Origin of the sequence: uncultured Polaribacter sp. (assembly GCF_947500975.1) — a bacterium.
Classification (GTDB): Bacteria; Bacteroidota; Bacteroidia; order Flavobacteriales; family Flavobacteriaceae; genus Polaribacter.
The window spans coordinates 33090-47721 of sequence record NZ_CANMUE010000003.1 but is presented as its reverse complement, the minus strand read 5'-3'; the positions used below and the strand labels follow the sequence as shown (position 1 = coordinate 47721).

Genomic DNA, 14632 nt, shown 5'->3' with positions numbered 1-14632 from the left:
AAACGTTATTCCTCTATACTTTCCAACTCTAATACTTTTTGAAGCATTTTATCATCTTTATGGATAATTCTGTAAAACCCAACATCACCAAATAATACATTTGCAATTGATGCCTTTAAGTATTTTTTAATGTTTTGTTTGGTTTTAAAAGATGGAGTTACTTTGTCTTTTTGTTGTTTTAAATAAGTATCAAAAATAGTTTCATCTGCATCAAAATCAGCAATAAAATTATCTACATTCCATTTTTTTAGCTTTTTTCTATTATTGTCAACATAATCAAAAGCAAAGTCGTTTATGGTGTTAAAATAAAATGGAGACATGTAGGAAGTTGTATCCATAGCTACAAAAACATCAGGTACAATGCCTCCACCTCCAAAAACTATTTTACCTTTTGGAGTTGTATATTTTAATGAATCTACTACAGGAATACTGTCTTTGTTCAATAATTCACCATTTGTAAATCTTTTTTGATATTCTTTATAGTAATCTTTGTTATTCTCACCAGAATAAGGTTTTTGAATTGAGCGCCCTGTTGGAGTATAATAGCGTGCAGTTGTTAAACGCACTGCAGAGCCATCTCCTAAATCCATTTCTACTTGCACTAATCCTTTTCCAAAAGAACGACGTCCAATAATGGTTCCTTTGTCATTGTCTTGTAAAGCACCAGCTACAATTTCGGAAGCAGAGGCGGAATTTTCATCAATTAAAACATATAAACCTCCTTTTTCAAAAGCTCCTTTTGAAGTTGCAAAAGATTTTTCTATGTAACCTTTATTGTTTTTTGTGAAAACCATTAGTTTATCGTCTTCTAAAAATTCATCAATAATACTATTGGCAATGTGAATAAAACCACCGCCATTTCCTCTTAAATCTAGTACTAGATCAGACATTCCGTTCTTAATTAAAGAATTTAAAGAGGTTTTAAATTCAGTAAAAGTATTATTTGCAAAACGATCTAATTTAATATAGCCAACGGAATCGTTAATCATATAAGCTAAATCTACACTTTTAATGTTTACTTTTCCTCGGATAATGTTTACTGTAAATAGTGAGTCGTTTGTTTTTCTATAAATTTGAAGTTTAACGTTTGTATTAGGCTTTCCTTTTAAATATTTTGGTACTTTATTACTTCTTATTCTTTTTCCAAAAAGAGTGTCTTTATCAGCGATTAAAATTCTGTCTCCAGCTTTTATTCCAGCTTTAATACTTGGCCCACCTTTTATAGGTTGAATTACGGTTATAGAATCGTTTATCATTCTAAATTGTACACCAATTCCAACAAAATTACCTTGCATATTTTCAGTAACTGCTTGTAAGTTTTCTTTAGGAATATAAACAGAGTGTGGGTCTAATTTACCCAACATTTGCGTAATTGCACCATCTAAAAGATTGTCTGTATTTACAGTATCTACATAATCTTTTTCGATAAAGTTAATTAACTTTTTAATTTTTTGTTCTTGTGATGTATTTTTAGAAAGAGATAATATATTATTAGAACTTCCGCCAAAAAAAGTACCAATTAAGATTCCTAAAATTACTGCAAAAGCAAAATACAAGGGTAAGTTATTTTTATTCATAAGGTAAATGCATTATTTCTACACCTGCTTTTTCTAAGAAATCTAATCCCGAAGAATCTTTATATTTTCTGGCATATACAACACGTTTAATACCTGCTTGATGTATGAGTTTGCTGCATTGTTTGCAGGGTGATAATGTAATATATAAAGTAGCGTTTTTTGCAGATTGAGTGGATGATGCAACTTTTAAAATTGCGTTTGCTTCTGCGTGTAAAACTTCCCACTTAGTTATCCCTTCTTCGTCTTCGCAACAATTATCAAAACCTGTTGGAGTTCCATTAAAACCATCAGAAATAATCATTCTATCTTTTACAATTAAAGCGCCTACTTGTTTGCGTTTGCAATGAGATAATTTACCCCATTCAAAAGCCATTTTAAGATAGGCTTTATCATATTTTAGCTGCTTTTGCTTTGTCATAAAACGAATGTAAAAATATTTGTAAGATTAAGGCGTTAATTTTTTACCAAAAGACTCTTTCAATCATCATTTGGATAGAAATTAATATAACAATTGATGAACAAATAGCAATCCAATATTTTCTACTGTTTTTTATTAATTTTTGAATGATGCTACCAACTATCAAAATTGTTAAAACAATAATTACTTGCGCAAGTTCTATACCTAATGCAAATTCTATTAAAGGTAAAAATTTACTTTCTTCTTCTCCAATCATCAATTTAAAATAATTAGAAAAACCAAGGCCATGGATTAAACCAAAAAAGAACGCGAAAATTAAGTTGATATTTTCTTTTTCATTAATTTTTCCTTTTAGGTTTATAATATTAATTACTCCTGTAATAAATATTGTTAAAGGAATTAAAAACTCAATAATATTAACTTTAAATTTAATGATTTCATAGGCAGATAATGCCAATGTAATTGAATGACCAATAGTAAAAAGTGTTACTAACCACAATACTTTTTTCCATTGTTTATATGTAAAAACTACTGCTAATACAATTAAAAAAAGAATATGGTCGTAGGCAAAAAAATCTAAAACATGGGTTAATCCCATTTTTATATATAATAAAAAATCATCCATTTTTATAGCTAAAAAATTTCCTCAAAGGTATTAAAAAAGAGAAGGTTTTACAAAGGTTAGCAGTATGGGTGTTTTTTACATTTTATTGTGTTCAAAAAAACCTCAACTTTTAAAGTTAAGGTTTTTATCTGTACTCAAGGTGGGAATCGAACCCACACTCCCGAAAGAACTGGATTTTGAATCCAGCGCGTCTACCAATTCCGCCACTTGAGCAAGTAAATAATAGCAATGCAAAGCTAATAAATATTTTTAGTTTTAATATCGAATTTTTCATTCAAACTCATTAAATAATTTATATTTTTGTGGCAACAACAACAAAATACAACTAAATGTCTATAAATCAACTTACACCCAAGCTTTTTGCTTGTTCACAAAGTACTGCTTTAGGAGCAAAGATAGCTAAAGAATATGGTGCAGAATTAGGAAATGTAATTACAACACATTTTAGCGATGGTGAATTTCAACCAGCTTTTGAAGAATCTGTTAGAGGAAGAAGAGTTTTTTTAATTGGTTCAACATTTCCAACAGCAGATAATTTAATGGAAATGTTATTAATGATAGATGCAGCAAAAAGAGCATCTGCAAGACATATTACTGCAGTAATGCCATATTTTGGTTGGGCAAGACAAGACAGAAAAGATAAACCAAGAGTAGCTATTGGCGCTAAATTAGTGGCAAATTTACTACAAGTAGCAGGTGCTACTAGAATTATGACAATGGATTTACATGCAGATCAGATTCAAGGTTTTTTTGAAAAACCAGTAGATCATCTATATGCTTCAACAATTTTTATGCCTTATATAGAGAGTTTAAAACTTGAAAACTTAACAATTGCATCACCAGATATGGGAGGTTCTAAAAGAGCGTATGCCTATTCAAAACATTTACTTTCGGATGTTGTAATTTGTTATAAACAGCGTAAAAAAGCCAATGTAATAGGGCATATGGAATTAATTGGTGATGTAAATGGTAAAAATGTAATTTTGGTTGATGATATGATTGATACAGGTGGAACCTTAGCTCACGCTGCAGATCTAATGATTGAAAGAGGGGCGTTAAGCGTTAGAGCAATTTGTACACACCCAATTTTATCTGGAGGAGCCTATGATAAAATAGAAAAATCAGGATTAACAGAATTAATTGTTTCTGATACAATTCCTCTAAAAAAGGAGACATCTAAAATTAAAGTTGTATCTTGCGCGCCATTATTTGCGGATGTTATGCATAAAGTGCAAGAAAACACTTCAATTAGTGGACAATTTTTAATGTAACAAAATTAATAAAAAAGTAATGAAATCAATTACAATTAAAGGATCAAAAAGAGAAAGCGTAGGAAAGGTAGCAACCAAAGCCTTACGTAATGCTGGTATGGTTCCTTGCGTTATTTACGGAGGAGATAAACCAGTGCATTTTTCTGCAGAAGAAAAAGCATTTAAAAGTTTAGTATATACTCCAAATGTATATACCGCAACAATTAATGTTGATGGAGAAAAAATACTAACAATTTTACAAGACATTCAGTTTCATCCAGTAACTGATAAAATTTTACATGTAGATTTTTATCAATTATTTGATGATAAAGAAGTTACAATGAATATTCCTGTAAAATTAACAGGAACTTCACCAGGTGTATTAAATGGTGGATCTTTACGTTTTACAAACCGTAAATTAAAAATTAAAGCATTACCAGCAAATCTTCCAGATTTTGTTACTGCTGATATATCTGGCTTAAAGATTGGAAGTAAATTAGTTTTATCATCTTTATTTAATGATGATTATACATTTATGCACCCAGAAAATACAGTTGTAGTACAAGTTAGAACTTCTAGAAATGCAACTGTTGCAGCAGATGAAGAAGAAACTGAAGCTACACCAGCTGCAGAATAATTTTATATTCTAAATAAATTATAAAAAGCGTTACTGTTTTAGTAACGCTTTTTTATTGTCTAGAATTTATTTCAGTAACTTATAGTATTTTTGCTAAATGAACTTAAAAGAATTCTTTTATAAAATATTTAGAATTAAAGTTGAAACTAAAGAAGAATTGATGAAGAAATTTTTAATTGTTGGTTTAGGTAATATTGGTGAAAAATACACAAATACACGTCATAATATAGGTTTTAAAATTCTTGATGAAGTTGCAAAAGAACACAATGCTACTTTTGAAACTGAAAAGCTAGGAGATGTTGCTAATTTTAGATTTAAAGGAAGAACTTTTATTTTGTTAAAGCCAAGTACGTTTATGAATTTAAGTGGAAAAGCAGTTAAATATTGGATGCAGCAAGAGAAAATTGCTATTGAAAATATTTTAATTATTACAGATGATATAAATATCGATTTTGGTACCATAAGATTAAAAGCAAAAGGTTCTGCTGGTGGTCATAATGGTTTAAAAGATATTCAAGAGAAATTAAATACCCAACAATATGCTCGTTTTAGATTTGGAGTTGGTGGTAATTATAGTAGAGGAAAACAAGTAGATTTTGTTTTAGGAGAATGGAATAAGGAAGAAACTAGCCAATTAATAGAGCGTTTACCAATATCAGCAAAAGTAATAACTTCTTTTGGTACGGCTGGCTTAGCTAACACCATGAATACTTTTAATGGAAAATAAAAAAAGCTATTTTAATTTAATAAAAACAGCTTTTTAAAATATAGTATATTTTGTAAATTATTGTCTTACAAATTTAACTTCGCCATTAGCTTTAGTTGTAATTGGTTCAATAGTTTTTTCGGCTTCTTGGGTAATCGTAAAAGAAGTTTCATTAAAAACGGTAACATTAAAAGTTTTATCTAAATACTCGTTTCCTAAGAAATCATCTTGAGATGAGTTAAAAGTAATTGTGTTTTCGGTTGCATTCACACTAAATGTTCCAGAATCAGTAAAACTAACAATTGAAGAATCTTCTGTGCTAGTACCACCAACTACACTTGTTGTTGTTGTAACACTATATTGCCCTGAAACAGTGTAAGAACCACTAGAATTTAAAACAAAATCAATCTGAAAAATATCCCCAATAATTTTTATTGTAGAAAATGTTGCAGATACACCTGTAGTTACTTCTGTAGATAAATCTACATCAACATTAAAGCTATTCATATTATAAGTACCCGCAATATTAGATGTTGATAATGTGTAAATAGGTGTTTCATCACTATCACTACAACTTATAAGTGTTAAAGATAAAAATAAAAAGAAAGTAATTTTAAGAAATTTCATGATAAATATTTTTTTGTAAAATATAACTTATTAAAAGTCAAGATATTGTTAGTAATTTGGTTTTTAGATAAATTTTTAATTTTCACTAGCATACCATTCTGCAAAAGAAGTATCTGTTTCTTGTAATTTTATAGAATGCAGCTTAATGTTTTTTGGTAATCTACTTTTAATTTTTTTTGCAAAATCTATTACCATCATTTCACTAGTTGGCTGATAATCAACTAAAATAACATGATGATCTCTTGCTTTTAATTCTTTTGCTAGCTCAATATGAGGCGTGTTTTTATTAAAAACAGTTGCATGATCAAACAAATCAACAATTTCTTCTTTTACAATTTTTTTTAGGTCAGAAAAATCGATAACCATTCCAAATTTTACGTTAGTATTATCTGTAATTGGTTTGCCAGAAACGGTTACAGATAGCTTGTAAGAATGACCGTGAACGTTTTTACACTTGCCATCATATCCGTATAATGCATGCCCAGTTTCAAAGTTGAATTGTTTTGTAATTCTAATAGTACTCATTAACGTCTGTTTCTAAATTTGTTATAAAAATAGACAATAACTAATACTATTGCTAAAACTAAAAATAAATAATCTCCTCCCATTTTTTATAATTTTAAATATAATTAATCAACTAAAAATTTTTGTAAAACATCAGCAATTTTTCTGTTGTCAGATAATTGCGGAATTTTATTTTGCCCACCAAATTTACCAATAGACTTCATATATTCATGAAAACCACCTTTTTTTACCTTACTTATTTTAAGAGGGCGCAGTACTTTTCCTTCAATTAAATCGAAATAATAAATATTTTGTTGCTGCATAGAAGCATCAATTTTTGATGCAAATTCTTCTAAATTTTCTGGTTCATTTTCAAATTCTATAAACCACTCATGATAAGGTAAACCACTTTCTGGATTTACTTGAGGTGCTACTGTAAACTCACTAATATTGGTTGCTGTTCCTAAAATGGAATCATTCAATGCTTTTTCTACTTCTTTACCAATAACGTGCTCGCCAAAGGCAGATATAAAATGTTTTATTCTTCCAGTAACTTTTATTCTGTAAGGTTTTGTAGATGTAAATTCTACTGTATCACCAATATTGTAACCCCATAAACCAGCTGTTGTGTTTAAAATGATTACATAATTAACGCCTACTTTTACATCTTTTAAAGAAATTCTTGTAGGATTTTCATCATAAAATTCTGTTGCAGGAATAAATTCATAAAAGATTCCAGAATTTAATTGCAACAACATTCCTTTTGCTGTTTGCGAATCTTGATAAGCTATAAAACCTTCTGAAGCTGGATACAATTCTATATAATCTATTTTTTTACCAATTAAGGCTTCAAACTTGTTTTTATATGGTTCAAAATTTACACCACCATAAATGAAGAAGTTAAAATTTGGAAAAATTTCTGTAATACTTTTGCCAGTTTTTTCGATTAATTTTTCAAAATACATTTGTACCCAAGATGGAATTCCGCTAATTACAGACATGTCTTCGTTGATTGTTTCATCAACAATTGCATTTACTTTGGTATCCCAATCTTCAATACAGTTGGTTTCCCAACTTGGTAATCTGTTTTTTAATAAATATTTAGGTACGTAATGAGCAACAATACCACTTAATCTTCCTAAGTTAACACCATTTTTATCTTCTAAAATTGGACTTCCTTGTAAAAAAATCATTTTTCCATTTACAAAACTTGCATCATTTTTTTCAAGAATATAAAACAACAAAGCATTTCTTGCAGCTTTAATATGTGTTGGCATAGATTCTTTAGTAATCGGAATAAATTTTGCTCCAGAAGTTGTGCCAGAAGTTTTGGCATAATAGAGTGGTTTTCCTGTCCAAAGAATATCAGATTCTCCAGCAACCATTCTATCAATATAAGGTCTTAAACCCTCGTAATCATTTACTTTTACATTATTTTTAAAATCTTCATAAGAAGAAATATTTTTAAAATTATGGTCTTTTCCAAAAGCTGTATTTTTAGCTTTAGAAATTAGATTTTTAAAAACTTTATCTTGAGTTTTTAATGGATTATTTGCCCATTTAAAAACACGTTTTGTAGCAATTTTTGCAAACGGAATTGCAAATATAGATTTTATGCTCATTATTTAAAATTGATCAAATTTGTTGGATTTATTGCATAACCACCACTCCAAAGTTCAAAATGCAAATGTGGTCCAGTTGTTAAAACTCCTGTAGAACCAACGCTGGCAATTACTTCTCCAGATTTTACAAAATCTCCTTGTTGTTTTAGTAAATTACCATTGTGTTTGTACACAGAAATATAATCTTTGGCGTGTTTTAATATAATAACATATCCGGTTTCTGTGGTCCAGCCAGAAAAAATAACGGTTCCATCTGCAATTGCTTTAATTGGAGAGTTTATTTTAGCAACAATATCTACAGCTAAATGTTTAGAAGTAGCATCGTAATTTTGAGAAATATTTCCTTTTAATGGTGCAAAAAACACAATTTTAACTTTATCACTTGTGTTATTTAAGATTGGAAAACTCTCTTCGCTTTCAATTTTTTCTCTAAATAAAGATTCTTCTTTTGATGCGTTTAATAAGCTATCTTGAACACTAAATTTTTTAGCATCAATTTGAATAGAATCTATAAAACCTGCTTCAATTTCACCTGTTAAAACTGGTTGAATAATTTTAGTATAGTTATTTAAAAGCGTTAATTTTCTTTTTAAGGAATCTGTTTGAAATGCTAATTTTGTTGCTTTTATTTTTAATTCTGTAGATGAATATCCAGGTATAAAGTGCTTTACAGGTGTAAATGTGATAAATGCTGTGGTAAGTAAAATTAACAGGAATGTTAAAATTCCGCCCAGCACAAAAACATTCAACATAGATAGTTTTAAAGAAAAACGTTCTTCAAAAGTTTCTTCATTAAGTACTACTAACCTGTATTTATCAGTTAGTTTTTCTTTTAATTTTCCTTTTTTTTTGTTTTGATGCTCCACAAAATGGGTTTAAAATGCTATAATTAGACAACGTAAAAATAGCGAAACTATTTTTTATAAAAATTCATTTCATCAATGTATTCCCAAACTTCTTTGGTTAACATAGGTTGGATATTCTTTTTTTGTTGAATTCCATTTCTTATCATAGTTGATGAAATTTCAACAACGGGTGCATTAACTAGATGTATTTTTGGATGATTTTCAAATTGAGTTTCTACTTTTCCTACAGAAATTCTTGGATATACATAAATGTGATGATGCTCTAAAATTGTCTCAAAATTTTTCCATTTATGAAAACTTTTCAAATTATCTTCTCCCATAATCAAACAAAATTCTTTATCAGAATACATATCAGAAATATGTGCTAAGGTATGAACAGTATAGTTTGGTTGAGGCAATTTAAATTCAATATTAGATGGTTTCATTTTAGGATAATTCTCTGTTGCTCTGTAAACCAACTCAAAACGATGGTGGTTTTCTAGTAAAGAACTTTTCTTTTTAAAAGGATTATGAGGTGTAACTACCATCCAAATTTCGTCTAAGTCAGAATTTTCAACCATATGATTTGCAATAATTAAATGCCCTACATGAATTGGGTTGAAAGTACCAAAATATAAACCTATTTTACTCATATTTTTAAATTAGAATATAGAGAAGAGTTGAAAGAAAATAGACTTTAAAAACCAACTCTTATTCTTTTATCTTATTTTTTGCCTAATTTTCATTTAACTCCAAAAAACTAGTAACTAAATCTTCTGCTTCTTTTAAGGCAACATCTAATTCGTAGTTTTTAATAATTTTATCAAATTGAGGTGCAGTAGCTAATTCTACAGAAGCTTTTGCAATTCTCATATTTATTTTTTCTTCACTTTCAGTTTTACGTTTTTTTAGCCTAATTTTTAGCTCATCAACACTAGGTGGTTTTACAAAAACCGATAATGTTTGATCTGGAAATTTCTTTTTAATTCGAAGGCCACCAACAACATCAATGTCAAAAATAACATGTTTTTTTAGAGCCCAAATACGTTCTATTTCATTTTTTAAAGTGCCGTAAAAATTATCTCTATATACTTCTTCCCATTCTAAAAAATCATCATTTTTAATATGATTCTTAAAATCTTTTAAAGAGATAAAATAATAATCAACTCCATTTTTTTCAAAACCTCTTGGTTCTCTAGATGTTGCAGAAATTGAAAACTCTAAATTAAATTTTTCTTGCTTTAGTAAATGACGTACAATTGTTGTTTTACCTGAACCAGAAGGTGCAGAAAACACAAATAATTTTCCTTTAAAATCTGACATTTATAATACGTTTAATATCTGTTCTTTAATTTGTTCTAATTCGTTTTTCATTTGAATTACTGCTTTTTGCATCGGTGCAAAATTAGCTTTAGAACCGGTTGTGTTAATCTCCCTTCCCATTTCTTGAACAATAAATCCTAATTTTTTCCCATTAGAATCTGGTGTTTCTAAAGTTTCTAAGAAATAATCTAAATGATTTGCCAAACGCACTTTTTCTTCATTAATATCTAATTTTTCTAGATAATAAATAAGTTCTTGTTCAAAACGATTTTCATCTGTATCAACCTTTAAATCATCAATTGCTTTTTGCAAACGTGTTTTTACGTTTTCAATTCTATCAGCATCTAAAGCTTTTACTTCTTCTAAATATTTTTTGATGTTTGTAATTCTTTCTTTAAAATCAATTTCTAAAGAAGCAGCTTCATCAATTCTATATTGTACAATTTCTTTAATGGCTTCATCTATGTTTTGATTGATAAGATTCCACTCATTTTCATCTAATTCTTCTCGTTCAGTTTTTAACGCATCTGGCATTGAAATAGCCATTTTTAAAAGCTCAACATCTTGGTCAGAACCTACAAAAAGTGTGTTTCTTAATTGTTCAACATATTGTTTAACAACAGCTTTATTAACGGTTGTAGAAGTTTCATCGGCAGTCATTTCAACATAAATTGAAAAATCTACTTTTCCTCTAACTAAAGAACTAGCTAATTTTTTACGAACAGAAAGTTCTTTTTCTTTGTAGTAAGAAGGAATTCTAACGTTTAAATCTAAATTTTTACTATTTAAAGATTTTATTTCTATGGTTACTTTTTTGGTTGGCAATTGCAACACGGTTTTTCCATAACCAGTCATAGATTGAATCATACAATCAATTGTTTTTAAATGAGCAGCAAATATACCTTTTTATTTGGAGGATTTTGGTGCTTGTTTGGTAACAATAAATACTCCTAAAAAAATTAATAGTGCAGCTATTATTTTGGTTTTGTTTAAAGAATCGCTACCAACAATTAATGCATATATAGTAGCAATTAAAGGTTGTAAGTAAATAAAAACACTTACAGAAGTTGGTTTTAATTTAGAAAGTGCAAAAAGATTAAATAAATAAGTTATACAGGTAGTAAATAAAACTATAAAACCTGCTTTTAAATAAATTGATGTTGGCATAATTGCCCAAGAAACTTCGGTTAGTTCTATCAATCCAAAAGGGGTTACAAAAAGTAAACCAAATAAATAAAGCCATTTAATAAACACAATAGGATTGTATTTTGCTATTAGTTTTTTTACCAAAACCAAATACAAACCATAAGAAGCTGCATTAATAAAAACTAAAAAATTACCAAGGTTAGAACTATTTTGATCTGTACTCTGATTACTACCGTAAACAATTAAAATAATGGTACCAATTAAACCAATGATTACTCCAATTATTTTTCTTCTAACAAGTTTTTCTTTCAATAATAAACTAGAAAAAAGTAAAACTAACATTGGTGATGTTACCATCATTACAGAGGCACTTATTGGAGATGTCAAACTTAAACCTTTAAAAAAAGTTAACATATTTAAGCCTACACCAAAAAAAGCGGCTAGTAAGATTTTTTTATAATCGCCCTTTTCTATTTTTTTTGATGTTACAAACAAGCCTAAAAACCAAAATACAGCAGTTGCTCCAATAACTCTTAGCAAAATAAGACCATAAGGTTTTATATATAATGGCATAATATCTTTAGCAATCGTATATGTTACCCCATAAATTAAAGTAGCAATAGAAACTGTAATTAGTGCTAAAACTCTTGTATTCATTGTTTATTTAATGAGACGCAAAGTTGATGATATTTTTCTGATAAGCACAAAAAAAGAGTTTCAAAAAAAAGAAACTCTTTAACTTTTGTTTATTAACAACAAACAACATTATATTGTATTGTGCTACATTTGTAAGAATAACTTACCAAAATGAAAATACATCACTTAGCAAAATCAAATTCTATTTTAAACACTTTTATATCAGAAATTAGAGATTCTAATATTCAGAAAGATTCTTTACGTTTTCGTAGAAATATTGAAAGAATTGGAGAAATTTTAAGTTATGAAATCAGTAAAAAATTAAATTACAATCTAATTAATGTTCAAACCCCTTTAGGAAACAAAAAAGTGAATGTATTTAATAACGACGTTGTTTTATGTTCCATTTTAAGAGCCGGTTTGCCTTTACATCAAGGATTGTTAAATTATTTTGATAAAGCAGAAAATGCTTTTATATCTGCTTACAGGCATCACCCAAATAATAATGAAGAATTTGAAATAGTTGTTGAGTATTTTGCATCTCCATCAATAAAAGGTAAAACCTTGTTATTGGCAGATCCAATGTTGGCAACTGGTCAATCTTTAGTTGCAGTTTATCAAGCTATAAAAAAACATGGTATTGCAAAGGAAATTCATATTGTAGCCGTTATTGGTTCTGAAGAAGGAATCGAATTTATCAAAAATAATTTTCCAGAAAACACCCATTTATGGATTGCAGATATTGATGCTAACTTGAATGATAAAGGTTATATAATTCCTGGTTTAGGTGATGCTGGAGATTTGGCTTTTGGTCAAAAACTATAGCAAAAAATAGATTATAAAGATACTTGCTAAAAACAAATATAAAACTCCATTTTTAATCAGTTTTTTGTTGATTAATTCAATACCATTTGCAATAATAACTGATGTTGGAAAAAGAATAAAAATAAGTTCTGCTACTTTATTTTCCGGAGAAAAAAGTATATAAATAATAGAAATAAATAAATTGATAAGTAGTAAAATCCAACTATTTCTAAAAGAATTACTTACAGAAAATGTTTTTGGTGATTTAAAAAAAACTGAGATAAAACTTAAAACTAAAATGCCTAAAATAAACCACAAATATTTTGTTTCTGTTAAAGAACTGATGTCAAAATTTGTATTTGGTAAGAATAGTGAAGTAAATTCTGTTGTTTTATCGTTCCAAAACAAATAACTAAAGTAGACCATTAACGGAGCTAAAAACCCAGTTAAAGGAACCAAAATTGTGTAAATTGTTACTTTTTGGTGCATATAAATAGCGGCAAGAAGTAATACAAAAAACAACACTGTAAAAGGCTCAATAATAAAAGAAATACCAAGCCAAAAACCACTATCAAACAGTTTTGAGGTTATTACTTTATTAGAGTGTAAACTATAAATTTTTCTTAAAAACAAAAGATTTAAAATACATAAAATCAGTATTTTATATGATTTTAATTCAGGTAGAATTATAATAAGAGAAATTGTAAAAACAAAGTAAGAATATGTATTGTCAAAAGTTAAATTGTTTCTAGTAACAATAAAATTAAAAAAGAAAAAAACACTTAAAAAAATAACTAATAATAAACAAAAATAAAGCAGATTATTAAGAGTAAATCCATCTGTAAGAAAATGACTAATAGAAAAACTTAAAAAAAAGAATAAAAAGAAAATAAGTAAGCTTATAAAATTAATGGGTTTAGATTTATCTAAAAAATTGCCTAGCATTGTTTCTTTTGTTATTTTTGCTGCGTAAAGATAATTAAGTTATGATAGCAAGCAATATTTTTAGATGGATTGGTAGTTTATTTACTGATTTTTTATTCCTACCCTTTAAGTGGTTACGTTTAGATTTAGCAACTGCAGATGCTGGTTGGTGGATTTCAAATGCTGTAAATTGGGGTTTTTTGGTTGTTCTTTTAATTTTGTTTGCATATTGGATGAAAGAATCTAAAAGATTTGTAACTGAAGGTACAGAAGACAGAGCTTAATTTTATACCTTGGGAAGCAAAAACAAATTAAAACGTTTCAAAGAAAATGAAACGTTCCAAAATGTCATTCAACCAACAAGAGAAGAAGTTGTAACTAACTTTTCTTTGAAAGGAAAATGGCATTCTTTTTTTAAAAACAATAATCCAATTGTTGTTGAACTAGGTTGTGGTAAAGGAGAATATACCATTGCTTTGGCAAGAAAAAATCCAAACAAAAATTATATTGGTATCGATATTAAAGGAGCTCGTTTTTGGAGAGGAGCAAAAACTGCTATCGAAGAAAATTTACCCAATGTTGCTTTTGTAAGAACTCAAATTGAGTTGGTAGATTTTATTTTTGCAGAAAATGAAGTTTCAGAAATCTGGATTACTTTTCCAGATCCGCAAATAAAATACCAACGTACAAAGCATAGAATGACCAATGCTACTTTTCTAAAAAAGTACCATCATATTTTAAATGAAGAAGGAATCATGAATTTAAAAACGGATTCTGAGTTTATGCATGGTTATACATTAGGTTTGTTGCAAGGAGAAGGGCATGAAATTTTATATGCAAACCATACAGTATATAAAAACGAAGGCGCACCAAAAGAGGTTACAGAAACGCAAACTTTCTACGAAAACCAATATTTAGCAATTAATAAACCCATTACCTATATTCAATTTCGATTGAAATATTAATACCTTTTTTGTACTTTCACAAA

Annotated in this window: 18 protein-coding genes and 1 tRNA gene; 6 read left to right on the top strand and 13 right to left on the bottom strand. The window is 28.3% G+C overall.

The window, feature by feature from the left end; translation table 11 throughout:
* Positions 1 to 5: 5 nt before the first annotated feature.
* The 4 genes from Q0733_RS03930 to Q0733_RS03915 all read right to left on the bottom strand — a co-directional run bounded on the left by Q0733_RS03930 (position 6) and on the right by Q0733_RS03915 (position 2833).
* Complete coding sequence (locus Q0733_RS03930; protein ID WP_298779237.1) at positions 6 to 1577, bottom strand: S41 family peptidase; 1572 nt, start codon at positions 1575 to 1577, stop codon at positions 6 to 8.
* Positions 1570 to 1995 carry a dCMP deaminase family protein gene (locus tag Q0733_RS03925; protein ID WP_298779235.1) on the bottom strand — a complete coding sequence of 142 codons (426 nt, stop codon included), beginning with the start codon at positions 1993 to 1995 and terminating at the stop codon, positions 1570 to 1572. Before Q0733_RS03925 ends, Q0733_RS03930 begins: the two co-directional genes overlap by 8 nt.
* A 43-nt stretch (positions 1996 to 2038) precedes the next feature.
* Entirely contained in the window at positions 2039 to 2620 is a 582-nt protein-coding gene (locus tag Q0733_RS03920) for a HupE/UreJ family protein (RefSeq protein ID WP_298779233.1), read from the bottom strand.
* Between the two features lie 131 nt (positions 2621 to 2751).
* A tRNA-Leu gene (locus Q0733_RS03915) sits at positions 2752 to 2833 on the bottom strand.
* Between the two features lie 116 nt (positions 2834 to 2949).
* On the opposite strand from Q0733_RS03915, the gene Q0733_RS03910 reads away from it, so the two are divergent.
* From Q0733_RS03910 to pth, 3 genes are all read left to right on the top strand, one after another.
* A complete protein-coding gene (locus tag Q0733_RS03910; protein ID WP_298779230.1) occupies positions 2950 to 3891 on the top strand; it encodes a ribose-phosphate pyrophosphokinase in 942 nt (313 codons plus the stop codon).
* Positions 3892 to 3910: 19 nt separating this feature from the next.
* A complete protein-coding gene (locus Q0733_RS03905; protein ID WP_298779228.1) occupies positions 3911 to 4507 on the top strand; it encodes a 50S ribosomal protein L25/general stress protein Ctc in 597 nt (198 codons plus the stop codon).
* 97 nt (positions 4508 to 4604) lie between these two features.
* Entirely contained in the window at positions 4605 to 5234 is a 630-nt protein-coding gene (gene pth / locus Q0733_RS03900) for an aminoacyl-tRNA hydrolase (protein ID WP_298779226.1), read from the top strand.
* A 57-nt stretch (positions 5235 to 5291) separates the two neighbouring features.
* On the opposite strand, the gene Q0733_RS03895 is transcribed toward pth, so the two are convergent.
* From Q0733_RS03895 to Q0733_RS03860, 8 genes are all read right to left on the bottom strand, one after another.
* Positions 5292 to 5840 carry a hypothetical protein gene (locus Q0733_RS03895; RefSeq protein WP_298779223.1) on the bottom strand — a complete coding sequence of 183 codons (549 nt, stop codon included), beginning with the start codon at positions 5838 to 5840 and terminating at the stop codon, positions 5292 to 5294.
* A gap of 75 nt (positions 5841 to 5915) precedes the next feature.
* Complete coding sequence (locus Q0733_RS03890; protein ID WP_298779221.1) at positions 5916 to 6365, bottom strand: 6-carboxytetrahydropterin synthase; 450 nt, start codon at positions 6363 to 6365, stop codon at positions 5916 to 5918.
* 104 nt (positions 6366 to 6469) lie between these two features.
* Positions 6470 to 7966, bottom strand: coding sequence for a GH3 auxin-responsive promoter family protein (locus Q0733_RS03885; protein ID WP_298779218.1), 1497 nt, complete (start codon positions 7964 to 7966; stop codon positions 6470 to 6472).
* On the bottom strand, positions 7966 to 8832 hold the full coding sequence (locus tag Q0733_RS03880) for a M23 family metallopeptidase (protein WP_298779216.1): 867 nt from the start codon (positions 8830 to 8832) through the stop codon (positions 7966 to 7968). Before Q0733_RS03880 ends, Q0733_RS03885 begins: the two co-directional genes overlap by 1 nt.
* A 47-nt stretch (positions 8833 to 8879) precedes the next feature.
* Positions 8880 to 9464, bottom strand: a complete 585-nt coding sequence (nadD, locus tag Q0733_RS03875) for a nicotinate (nicotinamide) nucleotide adenylyltransferase (protein WP_298779214.1) — start codon at positions 9462 to 9464, stop codon at positions 8880 to 8882.
* An 82-nt stretch (positions 9465 to 9546) separates the two neighbouring features.
* Positions 9547 to 10134: a guanylate kinase gene (gene gmk / locus Q0733_RS03870; RefSeq protein WP_298779212.1), complete on the bottom strand. Its 588-nt coding sequence runs from the start codon at positions 10132 to 10134 to the stop codon at positions 9547 to 9549.
* Positions 10135 to 10989 carry a DUF1732 domain-containing protein gene (locus Q0733_RS03865; protein ID WP_298779899.1) on the bottom strand — a complete coding sequence of 285 codons (855 nt, stop codon included), beginning with the start codon at positions 10987 to 10989 and terminating at the stop codon, positions 10135 to 10137.
* A 51-nt stretch (positions 10990 to 11040) separates the two neighbouring features.
* Positions 11041 to 11937 carry a DMT family transporter gene (locus Q0733_RS03860; RefSeq protein ID WP_298779209.1) on the bottom strand — a complete coding sequence of 299 codons (897 nt, stop codon included), beginning with the start codon at positions 11935 to 11937 and terminating at the stop codon, positions 11041 to 11043.
* Between the two features lie 150 nt (positions 11938 to 12087).
* Here Q0733_RS03860 and upp point away from each other — a divergent pair, with 150 nt between their 5' ends.
* The gene (gene upp / locus Q0733_RS03855) at positions 12088 to 12741 is read left to right on the top strand and encodes a uracil phosphoribosyltransferase (protein ID WP_298779207.1); all 654 of its coding nucleotides are present in this window, start codon (positions 12088 to 12090) and stop codon (positions 12739 to 12741) included.
* Here the strand turns inward: upp and Q0733_RS03850 are convergent.
* On the bottom strand, positions 12736 to 13665 hold the full coding sequence (locus Q0733_RS03850) for a DUF6427 family protein (protein ID WP_298779205.1): 930 nt from the start codon (positions 13663 to 13665) through the stop codon (positions 12736 to 12738). The genes upp and Q0733_RS03850 overlap by 6 nt on opposite strands.
* Positions 13666 to 13706: 41 nt before the next feature.
* Between Q0733_RS03850 and Q0733_RS03845 the strand changes: the two genes are divergently transcribed.
* A complete protein-coding gene (locus Q0733_RS03845) occupies positions 13707 to 13928 on the top strand; it encodes a hypothetical protein (protein ID WP_298779202.1) in 222 nt (73 codons plus the stop codon).
* 9 nt (positions 13929 to 13937) lie between these two features.
* Positions 13938 to 14609, top strand: a complete 672-nt coding sequence (gene trmB / locus Q0733_RS03840) for a tRNA (guanosine(46)-N7)-methyltransferase TrmB (protein ID WP_298779200.1) — start codon at positions 13938 to 13940, stop codon at positions 14607 to 14609.
* The last annotated feature ends 23 nt before the right edge of the window (positions 14610 to 14632 follow it).